The 23,209-nt window shown below is 54.2% G+C and carries 23 protein-coding genes and 1 other RNA gene; 8 read left to right on the top strand and 16 right to left on the bottom strand.

The window, feature by feature from the left end; all coding sequences use genetic code 11:
* The first annotated feature begins 97 nt into the window (after window positions 1-97).
* Entirely contained in the window at window positions 98-1,264 is a 1,167-nt protein-coding gene (locus IAE55_RS10550) for a GGDEF domain-containing protein (RefSeq protein WP_200631998.1), read from the top strand.
* 43 nt (window positions 1,265-1,307) lie between these two features.
* On the top strand, window positions 1,308-2,705 hold the full coding sequence (locus tag IAE55_RS10545) for an RsmB/NOP family class I SAM-dependent RNA methyltransferase (RefSeq protein ID WP_200631997.1): 1,398 nt from the start codon (window positions 1,308-1,310) through the stop codon (window positions 2,703-2,705).
* Window positions 2,706-2,783: 78 nt separating this feature from the next.
* Here the strand turns inward: IAE55_RS10545 and IAE55_RS10540 are convergent, their stop codons facing one another.
* From IAE55_RS10540 to IAE55_RS10520, 5 genes are all read right to left on the bottom strand, one after another.
* A complete protein-coding gene (locus IAE55_RS10540) occupies window positions 2,784-3,584 on the bottom strand; it encodes a Cof-type HAD-IIB family hydrolase (RefSeq protein ID WP_105441560.1) in 801 nt (266 codons plus the stop codon).
* A gap of 84 nt (window positions 3,585-3,668) precedes the next feature.
* The gene (locus IAE55_RS10535) at window positions 3,669-4,430 is read right to left on the bottom strand and encodes a pseudouridine synthase (protein ID WP_200631996.1); all 762 of its coding nucleotides are present in this window, start codon (window positions 4,428-4,430) and stop codon (window positions 3,669-3,671) included.
* Window positions 4,427-5,989, bottom strand: a complete 1,563-nt coding sequence (locus tag IAE55_RS10530; protein WP_200631995.1) for an RsmB/NOP family class I SAM-dependent RNA methyltransferase — start codon at window positions 5,987-5,989, stop codon at window positions 4,427-4,429. Before IAE55_RS10530 ends, IAE55_RS10535 begins: the two co-directional genes overlap by 4 nt.
* Before the next feature lie 206 nt (window positions 5,990-6,195).
* A complete protein-coding gene (locus tag IAE55_RS10525; RefSeq protein ID WP_105441562.1) occupies window positions 6,196-7,044 on the bottom strand; it encodes a GTP pyrophosphokinase in 849 nt (282 codons plus the stop codon).
* A 24-nt stretch (window positions 7,045-7,068) separates the two neighbouring features.
* Window positions 7,069-8,163, bottom strand: coding sequence for a quinone-dependent dihydroorotate dehydrogenase (locus tag IAE55_RS10520; protein ID WP_105441866.1), 1,095 nt, complete (start codon window positions 8,161-8,163; stop codon window positions 7,069-7,071).
* 188 nt (window positions 8,164-8,351) lie between these two features.
* Here IAE55_RS10520 and IAE55_RS34110 point away from each other — a divergent pair, with 188 nt between their 5' ends.
* Window positions 8,352-8,486, top strand: coding sequence for a hypothetical protein (locus tag IAE55_RS34110; protein WP_258167940.1), 135 nt, complete (start codon window positions 8,352-8,354; stop codon window positions 8,484-8,486).
* Between the two features lie 62 nt (window positions 8,487-8,548).
* On the opposite strand, the gene IAE55_RS10515 is transcribed toward IAE55_RS34110, so the two are convergent.
* The 3 genes from IAE55_RS10515 to IAE55_RS10505 all read right to left on the bottom strand — a co-directional run bounded on the left by IAE55_RS10515 (window position 8,549) and on the right by IAE55_RS10505 (window position 11,859).
* Window positions 8,549-10,000, bottom strand: coding sequence for a L,D-transpeptidase (locus tag IAE55_RS10515; RefSeq protein ID WP_145159791.1), 1,452 nt, complete (start codon window positions 9,998-10,000; stop codon window positions 8,549-8,551).
* A 127-nt stretch (window positions 10,001-10,127) separates the two neighbouring features.
* The gene (locus IAE55_RS10510; RefSeq protein WP_105441564.1) at window positions 10,128-10,370 is read right to left on the bottom strand and encodes a ferredoxin; all 243 of its coding nucleotides are present in this window, start codon (window positions 10,368-10,370) and stop codon (window positions 10,128-10,130) included.
* 166 nt (window positions 10,371-10,536) lie between these two features.
* Window positions 10,537-11,859 (bottom strand): DNA polymerase IV, encoded by a 1,323-nt coding sequence (locus IAE55_RS10505; RefSeq protein ID WP_234489426.1) that lies wholly within the window; start codon window positions 11,857-11,859, stop codon window positions 10,537-10,539.
* A gap of 155 nt (window positions 11,860-12,014) precedes the next feature.
* Here IAE55_RS10505 and cimA point away from each other — a divergent pair, with 155 nt between their 5' ends.
* Window positions 12,015-13,634 carry a citramalate synthase gene (cimA, locus tag IAE55_RS10500; RefSeq protein ID WP_200631994.1) on the top strand — a complete coding sequence of 540 codons (1,620 nt, stop codon included), beginning with the start codon at window positions 12,015-12,017 and terminating at the stop codon, window positions 13,632-13,634.
* Window positions 13,635-13,763: 129 nt separating this feature from the next.
* Here the strand turns inward: cimA and IAE55_RS10495 are convergent, their stop codons facing one another.
* Window positions 13,764-14,315, bottom strand: coding sequence for a TlpA family protein disulfide reductase (locus IAE55_RS10495; RefSeq protein ID WP_105441567.1), 552 nt, complete (start codon window positions 14,313-14,315; stop codon window positions 13,764-13,766).
* Between the two features lie 536 nt (window positions 14,316-14,851).
* Between IAE55_RS10495 and IAE55_RS10490 the strand changes: the two genes are divergently transcribed.
* A complete protein-coding gene (locus IAE55_RS10490) occupies window positions 14,852-15,307 on the top strand; it encodes a Mov34/MPN/PAD-1 family protein (protein ID WP_200631993.1) in 456 nt (151 codons plus the stop codon).
* Here IAE55_RS10490 and IAE55_RS10485 read toward each other — a convergent pair.
* The 3 genes from IAE55_RS10485 to IAE55_RS10475 are packed head-to-tail and all read right to left on the bottom strand — an operon-like array spanning window position 15,293 to window position 18,605.
* Window positions 15,293-16,033: an exonuclease domain-containing protein gene (locus tag IAE55_RS10485; RefSeq protein WP_105441569.1), complete on the bottom strand. Its 741-nt coding sequence runs from the start codon at window positions 16,031-16,033 to the stop codon at window positions 15,293-15,295. The genes IAE55_RS10490 and IAE55_RS10485 overlap by 15 nt on opposite strands.
* A complete protein-coding gene (locus tag IAE55_RS10480; RefSeq protein ID WP_105441570.1) occupies window positions 16,030-17,109 on the bottom strand; it encodes a DUF294 nucleotidyltransferase-like domain-containing protein in 1,080 nt (359 codons plus the stop codon). Before IAE55_RS10480 ends, IAE55_RS10485 begins: the two co-directional genes overlap by 4 nt.
* A 50-nt stretch (window positions 17,110-17,159) precedes the next feature.
* Window positions 17,160-18,605 (bottom strand): ammonium transporter, encoded by a 1,446-nt coding sequence (locus IAE55_RS10475; protein WP_076170231.1) that lies wholly within the window; start codon window positions 18,603-18,605, stop codon window positions 17,160-17,162.
* A gap of 264 nt (window positions 18,606-18,869) precedes the next feature.
* On the opposite strand from IAE55_RS10475, the gene IAE55_RS10470 reads away from it, so the two are divergent.
* Together IAE55_RS10470 and IAE55_RS10465 are read left to right on the top strand one after the other, a co-directional pair.
* Window positions 18,870-19,304, top strand: coding sequence for a MerR family transcriptional regulator (locus tag IAE55_RS10470; RefSeq protein WP_076170232.1), 435 nt, complete (start codon window positions 18,870-18,872; stop codon window positions 19,302-19,304).
* Window positions 19,305-19,335: 31 nt separating this feature from the next.
* Complete coding sequence (locus IAE55_RS10465; protein WP_200631991.1) at window positions 19,336-20,022, top strand: zinc metallopeptidase; 687 nt, start codon at window positions 19,336-19,338, stop codon at window positions 20,020-20,022.
* A 52-nt stretch (window positions 20,023-20,074) separates the two neighbouring features.
* Here IAE55_RS10465 and IAE55_RS10460 read toward each other — a convergent pair whose 3' ends face one another.
* Both IAE55_RS10460 and IAE55_RS10455 read right to left on the bottom strand, forming a co-directional pair.
* Window positions 20,075-20,992 (bottom strand): LysR family transcriptional regulator, encoded by a 918-nt coding sequence (locus IAE55_RS10460; RefSeq protein WP_076170234.1) that lies wholly within the window; start codon window positions 20,990-20,992, stop codon window positions 20,075-20,077.
* Window positions 20,993-21,040: 48 nt separating this feature from the next.
* The gene (locus IAE55_RS10455; protein ID WP_200631989.1) at window positions 21,041-21,658 is read right to left on the bottom strand and encodes a rhomboid family intramembrane serine protease; all 618 of its coding nucleotides are present in this window, start codon (window positions 21,656-21,658) and stop codon (window positions 21,041-21,043) included.
* A 121-nt stretch (window positions 21,659-21,779) separates the two neighbouring features.
* On the opposite strand from IAE55_RS10455, the gene tpx reads away from it, so the two are divergent.
* Entirely contained in the window at window positions 21,780-22,298 is a 519-nt protein-coding gene (gene tpx / locus IAE55_RS10450) for a thiol peroxidase (protein ID WP_076170236.1), read from the top strand.
* Between the two features lie 71 nt (window positions 22,299-22,369).
* Here the strand turns inward: tpx and IAE55_RS10445 are convergent, their stop codons facing one another.
* Complete coding sequence (locus IAE55_RS10445; protein WP_076170237.1) at window positions 22,370-22,762, bottom strand: DUF1499 domain-containing protein; 393 nt, start codon at window positions 22,760-22,762, stop codon at window positions 22,370-22,372.
* Window positions 22,763-22,949: 187 nt separating this feature from the next.
* A non-coding RNA gene (gene ssrS / locus IAE55_RS10440) (6S RNA) lies at window positions 22,950-23,141 on the bottom strand.
* Between the last annotated feature and the right edge of the window lie 68 nt (window positions 23,142-23,209).

Below are 23,209 nucleotides of genomic sequence, written 5' to 3'. Positions count from 1 at the left end.
TTTCGGCATCTTGTAAATTATGATATATTAGAACATATGTTTCAGTAAAGTAAAACCGCTGATCCAAAGAATATTCAAGAGAGCAGGAGAACGATCCATGCCCTACTCTTCATTCTTATCCCCCATTGTACCGGGGATTGCCGCCGCATCAGGTTTATATATCATACTCATCATGCTGCTGATTTGTCTCACGATGTACAGCAGGCAGCGCAAAAAAGCCTATCTCTACATGGTGGCGGCCTTTTTGTTCATTATGGCATACGAAGGGGTGAACATCCATTTCGCCTTCTCCGGATCGCCTAGGCAAGGGAGTTACCCGGAAGGAGCCGATTGGCTTCAGGCCTTCTCCTTCCTCCTCCTGAACTTCGCCGTGTACCAGCTGTACCACCGGATGAACCGTAGGCTGCGGGCGCTCCTGATCGTCATGGAGCTCCTGTATGTCGTTCCGCTCCTGTCTCCCGGTTTTCTGGAAGGGACCGGAAGCTGGCAGGCGGGTTATATAGACCTGTGCCAATTGGGCACCGTAATGATAGGGCTATTCGGCATGGCGCCGCGGGTCGGCCAGCGCAAGAAATATACCGCCGGATTGGCCGTCTATTTCGTCTACATTTCGGTCCATCTGCTGAATAACCTCATCCCCCTGGAAGAGACTTGGATTCCGGCGATCTGGATCTGGCTGCCGCTCTTGTTTTACACGCTCCTCTTTTTTATTTTGTTTACGCGGATCGTGGAGCAAATGCAGTCGATCTACCGTTCATCCATCACCGACGGCTTGACCAATTTATACAACCGCCGCTTCTTTACGAGGCAGCTGAACCGTTACGTGGATCAGGGGCTGAAGGTCTCGCTGATTTTCTGCGACATCGACAACTTCAAGAAGCTGAACGATACCGAAGGCCATGCCAGAGCGGATCAGGTGCTGGAGCAGGTGGCCGCCATCATCGAGGAGGAAGTCGACGAAGCAGGCCTGGCCGGGCGGTACGGGGGCGAGGAGCTGGTTGCCCTCATCGTCGATAAAAGGGCCAAAGTCAGCCGGATCGCCGAGCAAATCCGGGCCCGTGTCGAAGCCGAAACGATCGTGACCCTAAGCGTCGGATACAGCGTCCTTCGTGCAGGCACGAACGCCGGTACGCTCATTTCGCAGGCGGATCAGGCCATGTACCGCTCGAAGACGACAGGCAAAAATAAAGTGACCGCATACCGGTCTTCAAATCCGCCGGCAGCCGTCGGGACCTCCCCTTCGGCGGAAAGCACGAATACATAGAAACCGCATCCATGATGATGTTGAATAAAGGAGTATGTAACGAATGAGTAAACAGGAACTCCCCGCAGCTTTTGTCAGACAGATGGAACCCCTGCTGGGAAGCGATACCGAAGCATTTCTTGACAGCTACGAGCGGCCGAGAACGCATGGACTCAGGTTCAACGGCTTAAAGCTTGCGGGCGTGCCGCAGCTGAAGGAGGCCGTCATCCGGGAGTTTGGCTTGACCCCGGTTCCTTGGTGCAGCACCGGCTACTATTACGGGGAGAACGTCCGGCCCGGCAAGCATCCGTACCACACGGCCGGTTTATATTACATCCAGGAACCGTCGGCCATGTCGGCTGTGGAGCTGCTCGATCCGCAGCCCGGCGAGACGATCCTGGACCTAGCCGCAGCGCCAGGCGGCAAGAGCACCCATATCGCCTCGAAAATGAAGGGCGAAGGGCTGCTCGTCTCGAACGAAATCCACCCGGAACGGGCGAAAATTTTGGCCGAGAACATCGAGCGTATGGGCGTTACTAACGCTGTAGTTACAAGCGCGGCGCCGGACGAGCTGTCGCGCCGTTTCCCGCAGGCTTTTGACCGGATCATGCTGGACGCCCCATGCTCGGGCGAAGGCATGTTCCGCAAGGACTCCGGGGCGATCGCGGAATGGACGCCGCAGCTGGTCGAGCTGTGCGCCGCCCGGCAGTGGGATATTTTGCAGGAGGCATACGCCATGCTAAAACCCGGCGGTACGATGGCTTATTCAACCTGCACATTTAACCGCAGCGAAAATGAAGACATGATGGAGCGCTTTACGGCTTATTATGCCGATATGGAAATCATCGCCATGAAGCGGCTGTGGCCGTATCGCGAGGCGGGGGAAGGGCATTTTGTCGCCCTCCTCCAGAAACAGGGAGAACCCAGCGGCAGCGGGCACACCCTGGAGGCCTCGCCAAGCGAGCGGCAGCGGCCGCGAAGAAAAGGCCGCAGCGGAAACGGCAAGCCGCAAGCCGGCCTCCAGGACGCCTCGTCTGCGCTGAAGGCGTTCCAGGCCTGGGCGGATGAGGAGCTGCCGGACTTCGCGCTGCCGGCGGGTACGCCGATTCTGTTCGGCGAATCGCTGTACCTGCTTCCAGGCGGGGAGCTGCTGCAGGAACAGCAGCTCCAGGGCCTGAAAGTGCCGCGGGCGGGCCTCCACCTGGCCCACCTCAAGAAAAACCGGATCGAGCCGGCGCATGCGCTCGCCATGGCTCTCTCCCCGCAGCAGACGGCCAAGCGCATCACGCTGGCCGCGGAGGACCCGCAGGTCTCCGCCTACCTGCGGGGCGAGACCCTTCAGGTCGATGCCTCCCTGAAGGGCTGGGTGCTCGCGGCCGTGGACGGCCTGCCGCTCGGCTGGGGCAAGGCCAGCGGCGGGCAGCTCAAAAACCACCTGCCCAAAGGCCTGCGGCAGCACTAGCCACCGGCCATCAACAGCAAAGAGCCTTCCTACGCCAGCGTGTACCAAGCTGAAGCCGTAGGAAGGCTCTTTTTTTCATTACGACAAACAGTATTTCAGCAGCGCCGCGTGCACGCCGTCCTCATTGTTCGAAGCCGTCACCTCATTAGCTGCGGCCTTAACCTCCAGCGGCGAGTTATCCATCGCCACGCCAAGGCCGGCGTAGGTGAGCATCGTAATGTCGTTATAATAGTTGCCGATCGCCAGAATCTCCTCCTGCCGGTAGCCGCGCCGTTCGGCGAGCTGCTTGAGGGCGTTCCCTTTGGACGCTTCCGGATGCATCAGGTCGACGAAGTATTCGCCGCTCCGCAGGATGTTAAATTCCGGCGTCCACGCCGCGATGTCCTGATGTACCCGGTCCATCGTGTCCGGCTGCCCAAACGCCGTGACCTTGACGATCGGATCACTCAGGTCATGCAGCGGCGGCAGAACCGAAGGCAGCATCAGATAGTTTTCATACATGCTGCGCACTTCCACAGCCAGTCCCTCAACGTCGTCGACAAACATCTGAAACGCCGTATTAACGTCAAAATGCACGCCTTCCTTCCGGAAGTAATCCAGGTAAGGCACGATCGCCTTGGCGTCCATCGCGTATTGGTGAACCACTTCCCGGGTGTCCACCTTCACCGTCGCTGCCCCGTTATGGCTGATGACGTAGCCGGAGAGCCCCATCTGTTCCATAAACGGAATGGAATTTTGCGGTCCTCTCCCGGTACACAGCACGATTTCAGCACCTTGACGCGCGGCCTCCTGAATCGTCTTCTGCGTCTGTTCGGTTACTTCATGCTCATCATTAAGCAGTGTGCCGTCGACATCCAATGCAATCAGTTTGTATTTCATGCTCCATCCATCCTTTGCCGTAATATCTCTATCTGTATCTGTTCTAAAACGAGCCGGTCTTTGATCTATTGTAGTATGCCAATGTTATCGGGATGTTTCATCCTTCCCGAGCTGCAGCAGCTCATCCTCCGTCAGCTCACGGTAAGTCCCGATGCGCAGGCCTTCATCCAGCTTCAGTTCCCCCATCTGCACGCGCTTGAGGTAGGTGACCTTTTTCCCGACAGCCTGGAACATCCGCTTCACCTGGTGAAATTTCCCCTCATGGATCACAAGGGAGATGTGGGAGACAACCTCGTCCCCCTGCTGCTCTTTGCGCAAAATGGTGAGTTCGCCGGGCAGCGTAACATAACCGTCGTCCAGCGTGACCCCGGAGGCGAACTGCTGTACATCGGTTTCGGTCACGTCGCCGGATACGACGGCCTCGTATGTTTTGGGAACATGCCGCTTGGGCGACAGCAGCTCATGCGCCAGCTTGCCGTCGTTCGTGAGCAGCAGCAGGCCTTCCGTGTCCTTATCCAGCCGCCCGACCGGAAACGGCTCGAATGCCAAATGCTCCGGTTCCAGCAGATCCAGCACGGTCCGGTCTCGTGTATCCTCGGTCGCCGAGACGACGCCCGGCGGCTTGTGCAGCATGAGATAGATAAATTCCTTATACTGCACCTGTTCCCCGTCAATCCGGATGTCATCCTTATACGGATCGACATGCATGCCGCTGTCCTTGGCCCGGACTCCGTTGACGGTAACCCCCGCCTGTTTGATTTTCTTCTTGATATCGCTCCGGGAGCCATATCCCATATGCGTTAACACCTTGTCCAACCGCAGTGTCGTTCTGCCCTGCTTGCTCATGCGGATGTCCACCTCCAGCCTGCCGGATATTCGTTCTTCAGCATGCCCTCCTGCCACTTGCCCCATCCGGCCGAATAGCCGTCGATGCAGACCAGGGCGTAGCCCTTGGGCGAAGCTTCGCCTCCGCATTCCACGCGTTCCTCGGGAATGCTCAGCGTTTCGCCCTTCAAATAACGAACGGCTTCGCCGCTCCCGGAATCGAGCCGGATGACCCGGATGAACTCGCCGGGATGCAGCGCCGTCGCCAGCGGATGGGCTGGAACGAAGCGGCCGTTCTTGGCATCGCCCATGTACCAGCCCGGGCGGACGACCTTCAGCCCGTCGAGAAGGCTTGGCGGCAGCGGCGATTGATAAATATGGGAGCTGTAGACGACCGTATGGCCCCCCGGCACGAAGCCAAGAAGATGCTCGCGGATGAAAGCTTCATACGCGGCCGTTGGTGCGGCTTCGCCCTGGTTCCCCGCACCTTTTTTCGGCGGTTTTCCTTTCATGGGCTTGGCGTTTCGCGTCGGCCGTTCCTTGCCCTTAGGCCGGTCAGCGGACTCCGCCGGAGCCGTGCTGCTCAGCAGCGCGTCTCTGACCCGTTCCGCTTCGGCGGCAGACTCGGGGTCCGCCTCATGCTGCAGGACAGCCAGGAAATGCCCTTCGCCTTCAATCCGGTGCGGCCACAGCCGGGCCGTCCCCCGAACCTGCTCCCAAACCTGATCCGGAATATGCCCGAATCCGGAGCCTTGTTTCTTCAGCCAATCCGTTTCCCCTGTGGCAAAAGAACCGGTCCCTCCGACCGGGAGCACGCGGTATTCTGGATGAGCGGCCACAAATTCCGCAATCATCCCCTCGTTTTCTTCTGGGGAAAACGTGCAGGTGGAATACACGATCCGTCCACCGGGTCTGAGCATGGTGGCGGCTGCCCTAAGAATGTCGCGCTGCATGTCCGCGTATTTCAGCGGCGAATCTTCGCCCCATTCCTTGATCATCGCTTCGTCTTTGCGGAACATCCCCTCGCCCGAGCAAGGGGCGTCGATCAGAATTTTATCGAAAAAGGCCGGGAACTTCTCCGCGATCCGGTCGGGATGCTCATTCAGCACGACCGCGTTACGGACGCCGTACAGCTCGATATTTTTGGCCAGCGCCTTGGTCCGGTCAGCATTCAAATCATTGGAGACCAGCATGCCTGTCCCCCGCAGCTTGGCCGCGATTTGCGTCGATTTGCCTCCAGGGGCGGCGCACAGGTCCAGTACCGCCTCTCCCGGCGTTACGTCCAGCAGCTCCACCGGAGCCATTGCGCTTGGCTCCTGGATATAATAAAGGCCCGCATGGTAATACGGATGCCTGCCGGGCCGTTCACCCGCTTCGGTATAGAAGCCTGTCCCGCACCAGGGAATCGGCCGCAATTCCCACGGGGCGATGGACAGCAGGTCTTCTGTGGAAATTTTCAGCGTATTGACCCGGATGCCGCTGCGCGGCACACGATCATACGAATCCATAAAATCGGTATACTCCTCTTTCAGCAAGGAACGCATCCGTTCCTGAAAGGCAGCCGGCAGCTTAAGTGCCATGTGCTTCATCATCCTGTCTTTAATATAAAATCGTTGGCCGGACCCCATTGTATCAGCCCTCGACCATACAAACAACCCGCTGCGCATGATCGGCAGCGGGCTGAATCCGAATGTTATGCTTCATCGGAAGGATCGTTTTTCTTTAGATCATGGCTGTAAGATTTCAAGGATACTGAAACATCTCATGATCGCAAGAAAAATTTCCGCTAATCTCGGTCTGTCTCCTGTGAGAATACGTCGATAGAACTTTTCTTATAGGCCGCCATCAGTTCCCGTACCTCGTCGAGGAGCTGTCTCATGCTCTCCATGTCATGAGGCTTGCCTGGCTCGGTCTGGGACCAGATTTGATTGAACCGTTCCTGGAACGCCATCGCCTCGTTCACCAGATGATAGAAGTAGAGCTGATGGATCATCGCCAGCAGCGTAGAGGTCACGTTGGAATCGTCCTCAAACTGCTTTTGCGCCTCAAGGATATCCTCACGGATGCTCGACATTTCGTTATCCAGCACGGATGCCGCTTCGGCCGCGGTCTGCAGCCGCTTACGGATGTTCTCCGGAAGGCTCTCCCGGTACTTATAGCTGAGCGAATGCTCGATCGTCGCCCAGAAATTCATCGCGAGCGTGCGGATTTGGATCTCCGCCAGCACCGGTTTTTGACCAAGCGCCGTCTGAACCGGGTACTCCACGATCATATGAAAACTGCGGTAGCCGCTTTCTTTATAATTCGTAATATAATCCTTTTCATACAGCACCGTCAGATCCTTCCGCTTGCGAATATATTCGGCCACGCGGCGGATATCCTCGACGAACTGGCACATGATCCGGATGCCGGCGATATCCTCGATCCCTTGCTCCAATTGGTCCATTGGAACGTTAAGCCGCTTCGCCTTGTCCAGAATGCTCGATATTTTCTTGACGCGTCCGGTCACGAACTCGATCGGGGCATATTCCTCTCTCTTCTTCAGTTCCGCACGCATCGTCTTGAATTTGACTTTCAGTTCCTCAACGGTTTGTTCATACGGTAGTAGAAACAATCCCCAATCTCTGCCGTCCATTCACATGCCTCCTGTCTGTCTCCCTCAGTGATGGTCTGCCCCCACAGCCTCGGAGATATGGGCAAAGCCGTCACGACGCAAAAGCTCTCTCAGCCCGGCGTTGATTTTCCGGTTGATTTCGGGTCCTTCATATATAAGGGCAGTATAAATTTCCACCAGGCTAGCACCCGCCCTGATCTTCTCATAAGCATCTTCAGCCGTAAAAATGCCGCCGGAACCGATGATCGGCAGCTTGCCGCCCGTCTGGCGGTATACCCGGGATACGACCTCCGTGGAACGGATACGCAGCGGTCTGCCGCTTAGTCCCCCGGTTTCCCTGGCGTTCGGATGGCTCAGCCCTTCCCTCCCGATTGTGGTGTTCGTGGCGATAATGCCGGAGATCCCGCTCGGAGCCAGCGCGTCGACCATTTCTTCCAGCTCGCCGTCGCTCACATCAGGCGCAATTTTCACCAGAATATGCTTGGACTCCCCGTGCTTGGCGGCTTGTGCCCGCATCTCTTCCATAATATGCCGGACCAATGTCGAAAGTTCGCTGCCGTATTGCAGATTGCGCAAATCCGGCGTATTCGGCGAGCTGATGTTAACCACAAAAAAATCCCCGTACGGATACAGGGTACGCAGGCATTCCTGATAATCCTTATAGGCTTCCTCGTTCGGAGTTACTTTATTTTTGCCGATGTTCACGGCGACCGGGATCCGGCGGTTCTTGATGGCCGCCAGCCGCTTGGCCATGGCCTCCGCTCCCTCGTTGTTGAATCCCATCCGGTTCACAAGCGCCTCATCGGGTGGAAGGCGAAACAGGCGGGGCTGCTCGTTGCCCGGCTGTCCCTTCGGCGTCACCGTGCCAACCTCCATAAAACCAAAGCCGATGGAAGAAAAACCGTCGACCGCTGCCGCATTCTTGTCCAATCCTGCTGCAAGTCCAACCGGTGTCGGAAAATGTATGCCGAACAGATCCACTGCGAGGTCTGCCGTCTCGTTCACGCCGTACATGCTTCGCAGTAGGCCCGTTCCTCCCGGAAACGCGCCCGCGGAATGAAGTCCGCCGATGACCAAATGGTGAGCTTTCTCCGGATCCATTTTAAAAAATATCGGTTTTGCCAAATTTCGGTACAGCACCAGCCAATCTTCCTCTCCATGCACATTGTTGTCTCTATCCTTCAGTTTATCCTTAATCGGTATAAAAATAAAGTTTTTTGCCTGATCGAACCGGCTGGCTCCAAGCCCTTCTCCTGCTGGTATTTTACATTGAAAGCCATTACAATGAGGGTAAGATTGAATCTGATTAGGAAAGAAGGTAGAACGTCATGGCAACCAAGCGCAAACCGCCGACGCTTCAGCAGAAGAAGGACGAAGTCAACCGGAGGGCGTTGCTTTGGGTAGGGATCGGCCTGCTTTTGCTCATTCTGCTCATTTCGGTTCTGATTATTTTCAACGTGTAAATTTTTAATTCTATAATCTAACGCATTTTCGTTTGGGACAAGCCTTTCTCCAAGGCTGCGATTCACAGCCAGTGATACGTCTGACGGGGGTTCGTCTGATCCTGCTTCGGCTTCGTAAGGAATCTTTCCTTCGGCACGAGCGGCAGATCAGGCAGAACCCCCTTGCTTATGAGTACAGGGGTTCCCAGCGGTACGAGATCAAAAAGCTCCTCGATGTCCGCCCTGCTCATGCGGATGCAGCCCTTGGATTCGTCCTTGCCCACGCTGTCCGGTTCGTCCGTGCCGTGAATCGCGTAATTGGTATCCGACAGCTGCATGCCCCGGCTTCCAAATTCGCCGTCATCCCGGCCGTTCGGATTCATCACCTTGATCGATATTTTGTATTTTCCCTCCGGCGTACGCTCTCCCCCCAGTCCAACCTTATAACTGCGGATGAGCTTATCCCCGCTGACTACGGCCAGACGGTGCGCCGCTTTATCGACGATAATTTCGAGCCGCTCCTGCAAAAAGGGCTCCTGCCCCCATGTCGAAGCAAACGGAGACGACGGCGTATTGGCACCGGATGCCGTTTCACCGCTCCCTCCCTCTTGTCCCTTAGAGGAACTTCCGCCGGATTGCATCCATTCGGCCATCGGGGCAAACGCCTCCTGCATCCGCGGCGTCCGCCCCGAAACCCAATTTTCCGGAAACGGCCGCGTCAGATCGTTCACGGACTTCGGCAGGGCTCCGTTTTTTTCCCGGTAGGCGGCCATGGCGCTGTACAGCAAAGCCAGCTCTTCCTGCTCCAGGGTCCATTTCGCGGCAGCGGACTGCAATGCTTCCTGATCCTGCGGTTTGCATGCGCAATCTTTGGCATTATAGGACTGATAGGTCATCTTTCCTTTCCCGCCGGAAAGCATCGTATAAGAGACTGGCAGATCACGCGACCACAGCAGCCATTTTCCCTGCCGTTTCATGGTCAGGACCGCCAAGCGGTTCCTGGATTCCTGCGCGATTGACATTTCATCCGCTAGCAGGTGCGCCTTGCCGTCCCCATCGTCCTCGCCCAGTGCGGTAAACACCGTGCCAGATGCAGGCTGTCCGTCTTCTGCCGCAGCCCCCTCGCCTTTACCCGTATCCTTTTTCTCCGGCATATCACCTGCTGCTGCAGCCGCCTGCACTTCTTCCCCGGAGTTCGTTGATTCTTCTGCCAGGTTCTGCCGCTGCGGCGATTCCACCGATGGAATCAGCACCAGAATGAGAATCATCAAAGCAACCGCCGCCCGGCGGATCCGCCGCCGCTTCCGCTCCGCATCCTCGGCCTGCTTCAGCAGCTTCTGTTCGTATTCCAGCCAAATATCCGAAGGCACCCGGCTCGTTTCAAAGGCTTCATAAATTCCGCCCGACTGGTTAAAGCAGTAGTTGGCTTTCCCCTGCTGCCCGCTTTTTTCATATTCCTTCCCCAGCAAATACCATCCCATTTTATTGTCCGGATGCATCTGAACGTATTTTTTGAGATAGAGCGAATTCTTCAACGGTAACCTCCATGCGCAAAAGTTCTTTCTATTTATATCGGCACGCAGAAAACAAAAAAACATCCCCCTCGAGGCCTATTCGGCCGGGGGATGCTTTCAGACATAGGCGTAAGCATGAAGCGTTGCTTCAGCCTTCTTTATGAAAAGGGCAGTCCGCGATCTTGATGGAATCCGTCGGGCAGCCGTCAACGGCATCCTGCAAGTCATCGTACATCTCTTCAGGAATTTCGGTGTTGCCTGTGTTGTTGTCGCCGCCGTACACGACTTCGGCCAGCCCCTCGTCGTCGTAATCGTAAATATCCGGAGCGGTTGCGCCGCAAGCGCCGCACGCGATGCAGGTATCTTTCTCAACCCAAGTATATTTGGCCATGGCTCTCCTCTACCTTTCTATTTATCTATATAAATGATCTATCCAAAAAAAACGAAATGTTCTCCACTATAGCAGCAAAACCATATTTATATGGTAACGCAAATTTCGCCATCTCTTCAATGACAAAAATCACATATTTTCGTTTCGTGACTTTCGCCCTAGCCGCCTACGGAAGATCCTCGTCGCGCTTATCGGCAAAATCCATCTGCAGCGACGTTCCCCGCACCCGGTGGTTGCGCAGCAGCGCCGACGGATCGTCGCCGAGCATCCCCGCGGTAACGACGGCGTTCTCCCCAAACTTGTTCCGCAGCTCGTCCATGATCTTCGTCAGGGACTCCTTCTTCGGCTGCTTCTCATAGCTGAACAGATCAAGCTGGATCGCCGACTCCTCCTTCGGCACCAAGTGCTGCAGCGTAACGCCGAGCAGCCTGACCGGCTTGTCCCAGCTCCAATGCTCCGCATACAGCTTGCGCGCCGCCTCGTAGATGTCCTCGGCATTTTCGGTCGGGGCAGGCAGCACGCGGGCACGCGTGATCGTCTTCATATCCGGCGTCCGGATCGTGATCTGCACCCCGCCTGCGACCAGTTCCTTCCTCCTTAAGCGCCGGGCCACCTGATCGCTCAAATTGAGCAGCACCCGGTTCACATCTTCCTTGGCGCTAATGTCGTGAGGCAGCGTCGTCGTATGCCCGACCGATTTGCTCTGCTCCCGATCCTCCACCACCGGAGAATGGTCAATGCCGTTCGCCGCCTGCTTCATCCAGGCCCCAACGACCCCGAACACGCGGATCAGCGCTTCTTCGTCCGTACGCGCCAGCTGGCCGATCGTATGGATGCCGATTTTGCGCAGCTTCTCCGCCGTTTTGCCGCCGATTCCGAACAGCTCTCCGCAGGGCTTGTTCCACAGCACGTTCGGCACATCGCGGATGCGAAGAACCGAGATGCCGTTCGGTTTTTTCATATCGGAGCCCATCTTGGCCAGCAGCTTGTTCGGGGCGATCCCGATAGAGCACGGCAGCCCGAGCTCCTCATAGATCCGCCGCTGGATTTCCTCGGCGATGTGCTGGGGCGTCCCGAACTGCTTCGATCCGGTAATATCGAGATAGCATTCGTCAATCGAAGTCGCCTGCATCAGCGGCGTATAGGAATAGGCGATTTTCATAAACGCCTTGGAGTATTTGCGGTATAAGTCAAAATCAGGCTTGATGACGATCAGCTCCGGGCAAAGCTTCAGCGCCCGGGTGACCAGCATGCCTGTCGAAATGCCCCGTTTTCGCGCAGCATAGGAACAGGTGACGATAATCCCCTTGCGCAGCTCCATGCTTCCTGCAACCGCGGTGGGCATGCCCCGGTATTTCTCCGGCTCCTCCGCCTCATGAACGGAGCAATAAAACGCGTTCATATCGACATGCAGAATGACCCTTCCATTCTGTGGATAATAGGCATCAACGCTTGGCTTGTCCATCTTTCTCACCCTTACCAAATTCATAAATCCAGCATACCCCTCGCCAGAAACGAGGTCAAGAACCCTGGGAACCTTCTTGCACGAGGAATTCTTTGTTACATTCCCGCGTAAAAATGATATAATTATGAATTATACAAATGACGTAGTGATCATTCCAAGACTTCCAAAGGAGGACTCCCATGTCTAAGTCCATTTCCATCTTCGATACGACCCTGCGGGACGGCACCCAAGGCGAAGGTGTCAGCTTGTCCGCCGACGATAAACTGAAGATTGCCAAGAAGCTCGATGAGCTTGGCGTACAATATATTGAAGGTGGCATTCCGGGAAGCAACAGCAAGGACATCGAGTTTTTTAAAAGGGTTCAGCAGTTGGGCTTGAGCGCCAAAATTACCGCTTTCGGCAGCACGCGCCGTAAAGACAGCAAAGCTGAGCAGGACGGAAACTTAAAGCGCATTCTGGAATCCGGCGTACAGGCCGCCACGCTCGTCGGCAAATCTTGGGACTTCCATGTCCATACAGCGCTGCAGACCACGCTGGATGAGAACCTGGCCATGATTTACGACTCGATCGCCTTTTTAAAGCAGCAGGGGCTTGAGGTCATTTTTGACGCCGAACACTTCTTCGACGGCTATAAGAACAATGCGGACTATGCCGTTTCCGTGCTGAAGAAAGCCAAGGAAGCCGGCGCCGATTGGCTGGTGATGTGCGACACGAACGGCGGAACCCTCCCGCATGAAATTCACGGGATCGTTACCAGCCTGACTTTGCTTATCCCTCAGGCCCAATTCGGCATCCATACGCATAATGACTGCGAGCTCGCCGTGGCCAACACGCTCAGCGCGGTGGAAGCCGGCGCCCGCCAGGTTCAGGGAACGATCAACGGCTACGGCGAACGCTGCGGCAACGCGAATCTCTGCTCTATCATTCCGAACCTGGAGCTCAAGCTCGGTTACGAGTGCATCGGCGAACATCGCCTGAAGCAGCTGACCAACACCGCCCGCTTCGTCAGCGAAATCGCCAACGTCAACATGCCGGTGAACCAGCCGTATGTCGGCAACGCGGCATTCGCTCACAAAGGCGGAATCCACGTCTCCGCCATCCTTCGCGACTCGCGCACGTACGAGCATATCGTGCCCGAGCTCGTCGGCAACAAGCAGCGCGTGCTGGTGTCGGAGCTGGCTGGCCAGAGCAATATCGTGTCCAAGGCGCAGGATATGGGCCTGGACTTCGACTCCACGAGCGAGCATTCGCGCAAAGTGATCGAGAAGATCAAGGATCTCGAGCACCAGGGCTATCAGTTCGAAGCTGCCGACGCGTCCCTGGAGCTGCTCCTGCGCGAAGCCGGCGGCGAGATGAAGGAGCTGTTCACCTTTGAATCCTTCAAAATGCTGGTAGAGAAAACCGCCGGCAGAGCCGTCGTTTCCGAGGCGTTCGTCAAGCTGAACGTCGCCGGCAACAACGTCTATACTGCGGCTGAGGGCAACGGTCCGGTCAATGCGCTTGACAATGCGCTGCGGAAGGCGCTTGTGCAGTACTTCCCGGCAATCAAGGAAATGCACCTGTCCGACTATAAGGTCCGCGTGCTCGATGAGAAGGATGCGACCGCGGCCAAGGTTCGCGTACTGATCGAATCCCGCAACATCAACCAGTCCTGGAACACCGTCGGCGTGTCCGAGAACGTCATCGAGGCGAGCTGGGAGGCGCTGGTCGACAGTATGCGTTACGCCCTGCTGGGACAGATCCTTCAGACATCGGAACCTGAAGCGGCTTCACCGTCGCAAGGGCTGGTCAATCACTAAACCATTCATATCAGCTTAACTGAAGCAGACCATCCGGGAGTTATCCTGGACGGTCTTTTATTTTCTATATCAACACAAAAAAAGAAGACCTCCGGTAGTCTACCCGTTGGGTCTTCCATTCAACCTAAACTAGGACTCGATCAGATGCTTGATCTTCTTCTCCAGATCCTTGGATGGCAGAATGCCCAGGATCACATCCTGCACGACGCCGTTTTTGTCGATCAGCACGTTTGTCGGGAACACAGCTCCTTTGTACTGGTCGTAAATGGTTCCTTTCAGGTCCAGCATGACCGGAAAGTTCACGTCGTATTTCTCGACGAAGCTTTTTGCGTTTTTCTTGTTGTCGTATTTGGTCACATTGATGCCGTAAATATTCAGGTCATCCTTGTATTTTTCCGCCAAGGCATGCAGCTCGGGCGCTTCCTGCTGGCACGGGTCGCACCAGGAAGCCCAGAAATTTACCAGAATAGCCTTGTCCTGCACTCCACCGACACGGTATTCCTTCCCGTCGAGTCCCGTGGCCGTGAAGGCCGGCGCCAGATATCCCGCTTGCGGCTTCGTTTCGGTCGGCATCGGCTTCTCCTGCTGAAAGGCAGCCTGGATTTTGTCGCCTGCACTTTGGTAAACTACAACACCCGCCAGCACCAAAAAGGCGAGCAGAATGTATAAATTACGTTTCATGGATGTCGCCCCTTTTTCATAAAGAGGATGTTCAAAAAGTCCGCTTTTGATAAGAAAACCAGTCGAGGCCAATCAAGGATGAATGACCGCGATTAAAATGTAGGTTTTCTTGCGATATAGAATTTCATCAGCTCTGCTGATAACGAATAAAATTCTATATCTAACACGAAGTAAATCGGGAAGCTGATTCGGCATCGAATCTTGAATTCAGCCGGGCCTTCCGGTGCTCACGTACCCACTACGTACGCTCTGCTCCTCAGTCCCTTGCTTCATCCAATCTTCTCGGTGCTGAAAACCGACCTTTTTGAACACGCACTTAAAGTGGTATCCCTTATATTTTACCCTCTTTTCACGGGAACTTACAAATGAACTGCAAAATTTTTCCCACCGCCCTATTTGGCTTGTCCCACAGTGCAATCTGCCGAACGCGTCCCTTGCGATTGTACAGGCATCCCGCTACACTTGACATGATATGAATGCACAAAAAAAAGAGCCCCTGCCAAATGCAGAGGCCAAAGTGAGAGGGGAGAATACGGTTGACAGAGCTTCACGTACGCGACGAAGAAATATGGCTGGTTGCTGCTTGCGCCCACGGATTGGCGGAGCAGCTATTTCTTCATCGGCCTTATGAAGCCTGCGGTGTACTGCGGGGTAATGCTGCAGCGGGCGGCATGCGAATCGAGACGTTGATCCCGATCCGCAACGTAGCGCCTGACCCGCTGCACCGCTTCGTCCTAGATCCCCAGGCGTGGGTCCAGCAGTGTCTGAACCCTTCGGGACTGCTCGGAATCTTTCATACGCATCCACACACCGTTCCCGCTCCGTCCGAGGAGGATTTGCGTCAGCTCCCGCTTTTCGGAGATTTGCTTCGTATCTACTTGATCAGCTCCCCCGACCAATCGGGATCTTCCATCCTGACCCAAGCTTACTTCATTGAACGATCAACGGCAGGCGATTTTCATCTCCGCCCGGCCCGGTTACGCATGGCTTAAATAGGCGTACAGGTCGCCCAGCGTCTCTACCTGTCTCCTTCGCGATATGTCCCGCAGATACATAACCCACAGCTTTGCGGTCATCTTGGCATCCTCCAAAGCGTGATGCCGTCCCTCGATCGGAATATTTTTCGCCATCAGCAGGTCGTCCAGCGCAAAGCTCGCGCGCTGCGGCTCCAACCAGCGGGCAATCATCATCGTGTCGATCACCCGGTGGCTGAGGTTCACCTTCGAAGTTTTCCACAGTGCCGCATTCAAAAAGGATTTGTCATGGGCGCTCGCATGGGCGACCAGCACCCTTCCCCCAACGAAATTCATAAAACCGTGCAGACCGTCCATCAGCGGCGGCGCTTCGTTGATCATCGCCTGCGTAATCCCCGTCAATCCGGTAATGTGGGACGGCACCGGGCGTTTGCATTGAACAAGGCTGTAGAACGACTCATCCTCTTTGATTTCGCCGCCTTTGACGCGAAGCGCCCCGATCGACAAAATTTCATCGCCCTGCTGAACGTTAAATCCTGTCGTCTCCAGATCAAACACGACGGTTTCCAGCTCGCTGAGCGGAGTATGCAGAACCTCCGGCCGCCGTTGTTCTCTCATCAGCGAGCGGATAAACGCCATCTGCTGTGCGGAGGCTCCTCCCATCACTGAAGCAATCGCCGAGGGCATGCCTCCCTGCCGAAGCAGGCTCCAGAACCCGCTGTTCCCCCGCTCCGGCGTCTTCATGGTCTTCTCCTCTCCGCGAAACGGAGCTGACGCTGCAGCGCCCGGTGAGTCCGCCTGACGACGGTCAGGCTTTCGCGAAGCTCATACATCAGCGGCCTTTTCTTGAGCTCCTTCTGCGGAATGTAGCCGCTGCTCATGAAGATGCCCCTTTCTTCGCGGTGGGGGGCGGTCGATCTCAGCATCAAGGCGGTCAGAAAGGCGCGCTGCACGTTCTCCAGCAGCATGTTGCCCCCGTCCAGCACCATCAGCCTCTCCAGCCGCTTCAGCGTGGATGATTCCTTGACTCCCTGCTGGAGGGCCATATATCGGACGCTGTTGACGATCGGGATGTACACCCCGTATTTCACGTCAAAATCTCCGGCATGTTCTCCAAACCGTTCGGTAACGACCTGGCCGAGCAGATTTAGCGTTGCTTTATGTCTGACCGTATTCCGCAGAATCGCGATCGCCAGCTCCGGCGTCTCATCGAGACATTTTCCGAAAAAAGCCTTCCACGACTCAGAAAGTGTGCGATCACCAGAAATATAGCGCATATCTGTAGCGATAATCAGGTAGCGAACCGGTTCCCAGCTGAAGTCATTGCGCCAGCGGGAGAGCTGCGTTTTCCAACCCTCCAGCGTTTTGCGCCACAGCGGCTCGGAGCACATGACTTTCCCCTTGCATTTTTCATAGCCCAAATATTCAAACAGGTCCGACAGCCGTTGACCGAAGATTTGAAAGTAAGCTTCCTTATATGCATCCGGCTCGTCGCTGATAATAAGGCCGTTATCCTGATCGCTCCACAGCGTCGACTCCCTACGGCCCGCACTGCCGAATACGACGAAGGCGTAGGAGACGGGAGGCAGGCCGTAACCGGCCTCCTCCAGTTCCCGCTCGCAAATGTCGACGGCTCTGGCCGCGATCAAATCATGCATTTCATTGACGAGTGCAGACCAGGCCCCGATCGGCATGTCAGCGAACATTTCCTGAAGCTGTTCCTGGCAGTCCAGCCGCCGGCTCCGAAGCTCTTCACGCGAGTTCGCATAAGCGATCGTACCGAGGTCCAGATCACATGATTCCGACTTCAGCGGTTCCATACGGTTCACCCCCTCCATGGTGAATTATATTCATTCATATTTCTTTAGACTTAGGTAAAGGACTCGTTGGTTCCCGCAGATGGCTTAGGAGCCGATGCGGAAGACGCCGATGGTCTGATCTCGGAATCAACGAGCAGTCTCATTTGCTCCGGATAGCCGTAAGTGCCGTGTTCGCTGATGTCCAGACCCATCATTTCTTCCTCTTCGGTAACGCGAATTCCCATCGTTGCTTTCATAATAGCGATGACGATAAAGGAGATCACGAGAACGAATACGAACGCCCCGAGGACACCCAGCACTTGAACGCCCAGCTGCGAGAATCCACCGCCATAGAACAGTCCGGGTTTTCCGACGCCAGTAATCTCAACAAGCTTCGGCGTTGCAAACAACCCTGTGGAAACGGCACCCCAAATCCCGGCAATACCGTGTACGGAAAAAGCGTAAATCGGATCGTCAAGTCCCGCTCTCTCAAACCATTGAGCCGTGAAGAAGGTAATGATACCGGCAACCGCACCGATCACGATCGCCGCCCACGCATCTACGAATGCACAAGAACCTGTGATAGCAACGAGAGCGGCCAAAACGCCGTTCAGCATGCTAGGGATATCGGCTTTGCCGAATATTGCCCAGGAAATCAGCAGGGCGGCAACAGCACCGGCAGCTACAGCCAGGTTGGTGGTCAAGGCCACATATCCGAAAAATCCGTCCATCAGTGGTGTCAGCGCACTGCCGGGGTTAAAACCGAACCAGCCGATCCACAGAATAAACACGCCAAGTACCGATAATACCTGATTATGACCCGGAATGCTGTTAGGCTTGCCGTCCTTGTTGTATTTGCCAAGGCGCGGCTTCAGCATGTAAGTGATGACCAGGGCTGCGGTCGCACCTGTCAGATGCACGACGGTCGATCCGGCGTAGTCCTGCATACCCAATTGGCCCAACCAGCCTCCGCCCCATACCCAGTGGGCAACAACCGGATAAATCACGATCATAAAAATGGTTCCAAATACGATATATACGCTTAATTTTGCGCGTTCCGCCATACCGCCGCAGGCAATGGCCAGCGATACGGCCGCAAAGGACAGCTGGAACAAAAACTTAACCGTCAGCGACGCATCCGATGCGGATAAGGAATCAAAGGACGCTGCCATGGAATCGCCGGTCAGGAAAAATCCCGTCGTTCCGAATAAACTGTTCCCATTGCCGAACCCAAGGCCAAAACCGACTGCCCAGAAAACGACGATGGCAATTCCGAGTGTCAGTACGGTCTTCCCTGCGATATGACCCGCGTTCTTCATCCGTACCGTACCGGCTTCCAAAAGCGCGAAACCCGCCTGCATAAAAAACACGAGCATAGCAGCCATAAATACGAAGAAGGTGTTCAACCCAGCCTGTAGTTGAACGTTGGTCGCCCCGTCATCGGCTGCAAAAACCGTTACGGGAAACGTCAACAATGTAAGCATTAATAACATGATTCCTAACCATTTCCTTTTCATGTACCCCATTCCCCCAATGTCAATATTTCTAACACAAAGTGAAATTCTTAATGACATTATAAGCCGATAGTCCTGAAATTGACAAGATATTTTTTGAAAATACTGAAAAAATGTTTCTGATGTAATATTAACTCACAATGTCAGCTTTACAGGAAAAGCATGACGTTTGACTGTACGGTTCGGATTCATGTATCATAATTTAAGTAATATAATATGGAAACGAGCATTCGTTTAATTTCCTGCGAGGTGATATAGGATGGGGATATGATACTGTATCGGATCGGTGAATTAGCTAAGGCTGGTGGTGTCAGCGAGCGTACAATTGATTATTACACCAAGCTGGGATTGATTTTTCCAGAGAAGCGCACGCTTAAGAATTACCGTTTGTACAGCCATGAAACCTTGGTCCGGCTTAAACGTATTAATGAATTGAAACAAGAGAAATATAGTTTGGATGAGATTAAAGAGATGCTTGAGAAGTGGGATTCGGTTCCGGAAGAGAAGCAGGTGTCCGACAAGCTGTCTCACCTCGAGCTTCATATGCAGCAGCTGCAGCGCGAAGTGAAGGAGCTCGAACCGCTGATTAAGCAAATGAAGCCAAGCCATGCGCGGCTGGTGCTGCTGAATCTCCTCCCGCAAGGTGCGGCGTGCATCGAGGCCATTCGCCTCTTCCTTGAACAGCACGGCCCAACCCTCTAGTTTCCCGCAAAATAAAGCAGGAGGTATGGAAATGTATTTCGACGGAATGTATATACTTATCATTATTGCATTTCTGTTTTCGCTCTGGGCACAGTTTCGAGTTCAGGGTACCTTCAAGAAGTGGTCCACGGTTAAGGCGAACAGCGGCATGACCGGATATGACGCGGCCCGGCACATGCTGGATACCCACGGGCTGCACGACGTGCCGATCGAACCGGTACGCGGAGCCCTCTCCGACCACTACGACCCGATTAACCGCGTCGTCCGCCTGTCGGAACCGGTGTATTACGAGAGCTCCATCTCGGCGATTTCCGTTGCTTGTCACGAGATCGGCCACGCCATTCAGCACAAGGAGCACTACCCGATGCTGGTTCTGCGCCACCGGATTTTCCCGATCGTCAACTTTGCATCTGGACTTGCTCCGATCCTTCTGATTGCCGGTTTCCTTTTCCAATGGCTTGGACTGATCGGACTGGGCATTATCTTCTTCTCCGTTGCGGTTGCTTTCCAGCTGATCACGCTGCCGGTCGAATTTAATGCAAGTAACCGGGCCCGCGAGATTATGGTTTCGGAAGGATACATCACGAACGAAGAAGAACGCGGCGTAGCCAAGGTGCTGAACTCCGCAGCCCTGACTTATGTTGCAGCGGCGCTGGTTTCCCTGCTCGAACTGCTCCGGTACATTTTGATCTTTACGAACAGCAACAACCGTGACTAATACAAACAGGTATGTAGATATCCGATTTCAATATAAAAATACCCCGTGTCGTTTAACCGACCGGGGTATTTTTATTGTTCTGGTGTAAGCCGAAATATTTAAGCAGAAAGGTGCGGAAAGACTGGGCCACCAGAGGAAGCTTATCGTCCGAACGATGAATCAGCCCGATCGTGCGGGTGACTTTCGGCTCCGAAATTTTAACGCGTGCCGGCTGCAGCGGATTGGTCTGGAACAAGGCCAGCTCCGGCAGGATGCTGACACCCATGCCAGCGGCCACCAGTCCGCGGATCGTGTCGGTCTCCTCACCTTCGAAGGCGATCTTCGGCGTAAAGCCCGCCTCGAGACAAGCATGCCAGACAATCGGCCGCAAAGAATAGCCTTTGCTGAAGAGAACGAACTTCTCATCCTTCAGTTCGACGAGCTTGATGCTCTCCTTCTCGGCCAACGGGTGGTTCGGCGGCAGAATCGCATACAGCTCTTCGGTCAGGATTACTTCGCCTTCCACATGTTCATGCTTTTCCGGGAAAGGTGAAATGAAGGCCAAATCGACTTCCGCCGAGATCACATCACGGATCAAGGACGGGAACATCCCCTGCTTGAAACGGAATTTCACGTTCGGATACCGGCGTTTAAATTCGGCCACCACGGAAGGGATCAAATGAATCCCCAGGCTGTGCGGAAATCCGATACGAATTTCTCCCTGCTCCGGATCCAGAAATTCATGAACCTCCATGACCGCCTTATCCAAATCCTTCAGAATGCCCTCCACCCGTTTGCAGAACAGCTGCCCTACGGGGGTTAACTGCAGGTTTCTTCCTTTCTGCATGAATAAGTGGACTCCGAGTTCCTCCTCCAGCTGATGAATCTGCCGGCTCACCGCTGACTGGGCGACATGCAGCTCCTCTGCAGCCTGCGTGACATGCTCCTTCTGTGCTACCTTCAAAAAGTATTGCAACTGTCTTAATTCCACTACTTTCGCTCCATTCTGCTTATACGATACCTGTTCATCCGAGCTTGGCTAGCGGCGCCTTCTCAGCACCCTGGCCATCAGTCCATAAATAAAGAAACCGCCGATCAATCCGCCCATATGGGCCACCCAGTTAATGTTGGATTGCGAAATCCAGGTTACGACGACGCCCACGATCAATATGCCGTACACGGTTTTCCGGGAGGCGTCATCCATCCACTGCCGCTGAAGCAAGGCGATATACAGGTAGGCGCCGTAAATGCCGTAAATCGCTCCTGAAGCCCCTATGGAGATCAGGATCTCTCCGGTACGGTTGTAATGAGCCACTGTCATCAAATTGCCCAGAATACCGCTTAACAAGTACAGCAACGCGTATCGCCATGGACCAAGCACCCTCTCCAGAGGCGGGGCAAACACGAGCAGCGCGAAGCTGTTAAACAGCAAATGGGAAAAACCCGCATGCAAAAACATGGAGCTGACATATCTCCACCACTCATTATATTGATCGATGTTCGTCAGTGCTCCAAACCGGATCAGCGTTTCATTGTTGGTGGAGCCCCCGTTAAAGGCCATAATGAGAAACATCACCAGGTTGATGACAAAGAGCAGCGTCGTGATCGGGTAGTACTTCAAATAACTTTTCAGATTCTCATAACGTACAAATAACATGTTATCCTTCCTTCTATAACCGAGTAAACCACCGACGAAATTGGACAATGCCTTTTTAAAAAGATTATAATGGACTTTGTCACGAATCACCAATTTTTGATAACCAGGAAGGAGATTTCATATGGCACAAGAACGTACCAATGCAGCTACATTCAAAGGCAATCCGATTACCCTCATTGGCCCGGAACTTCATGTGGGCGACGCCGCTCCAGATTTCAAGGTCAGCAAAAATTTGCTTGAAGAGGCTACTCTTAAGGATTATGCCGGCAAAATCAAATTAATTAGTGTCGTTCCTTCTCTTGATACGGGAGTATGTGACGCCCAAACGCGCCGTTTCAACGAAGAAGCCGCCGGCCTTGGCGACGACGTGATCGTGCTGACCATCAGCGCCGACCTTCCATTCGCCCAGGAACGCTGGTGTGCCGCTGCCGGAATCGACCGTGTCGTGACCCTTTCCGACCACAAGGAGATGTCGTTCGGCGATGCATACGGTGTTCATATCAAGGAATTCCGTCTGGACATGCGCTCCATTTTCGTCGTGGACAAAAACGACAAGATTACATATGTCGAGTACCTGAAGGAAATGGCCGAGCATCCGAACTACGAAAATGCCGTAGCAGCCGTTAAAGAGCTGCTGTAATTCGGCTTAAGCCGCCATGTTCCCATAAAAAGCGGGAGAAAGAGCTGATCTTTCTCCCGCTTTTTCCTTACTCATTGTGTTATTTTGTATTTAGCCAGTTTCTTATCCAATATGCCGAACAAGTTTAAAATAATCCGGTAATTATACCCCAGATCCCCCAGCGAGCCCCGGGAGGCGGAATACATATCAACAGCGGTGCGGACTGGACCAACCGATAGCACCGAAATGGTAATATCCACGGTACGGCCAAGCGAGGTTCTCTTCTCCAGCGTAATTTCCCCGACGGAAGACACCTCGTGCAGCACTTTGTAGCCAGGAATTTTTTTAAGTGTCGAGGAGATTTCCTCCCATGCCTTGTCTTTCGATAAATTGTAATAGCGCGTTTTCATTTTAGGATCCTTCGCGCGGTCGCTTGTTCCTTCTTGACTGCGAATGACCCCCACTAGAACTCTCTTTAGCGACAAGACCTTTCCTCCTTTATAGTAAACATCATCAATACTTAACAGTTTATCATTGTTACGGTCAGAACAAAAGAGTAAGTACGGAATGATGCCGGGGATTCAACAAAAAAACACCCCAAACCGGAAATAGAACCGGTTGGGATGTTCTCTATTCTGCACCATAATGGTCGCAATGGGTTCATCGACAAAATAAAAACCCGCCTATGCCGTCCGGTTAAATTGTCTTCTGAACCTGCTCTAGCAGGTGGGTGATCGCATCAGCGGTTTTGAAGTCCCCATGTCATATAGACAGGGCGTTTCAGCTGCGCTTCATATAGATCTCCCTCAGACATTATCATTGGTTCAAAACAACGATTAACCGTGGCGAACATCGCAGGATGTAGTCTTATTATAGACCGAAATCGTCAGCATGTAAACGAAATGGTAAAAATTTAGAAGAAAATATCGCTT

The sequence above is a fragment of the Paenibacillus sp. S28 genome (assembly GCF_016624415.1).
In the GTDB taxonomy this organism is placed as follows: domain Bacteria; phylum Bacillota; class Bacilli; order Paenibacillales; family Paenibacillaceae; genus Paenibacillus_AQ; species Paenibacillus_AQ favisporus.
The sequence above is the reverse complement of the archived record's forward strand: the minus strand, read 5'-3'. Positions and strand labels throughout refer to the sequence as shown.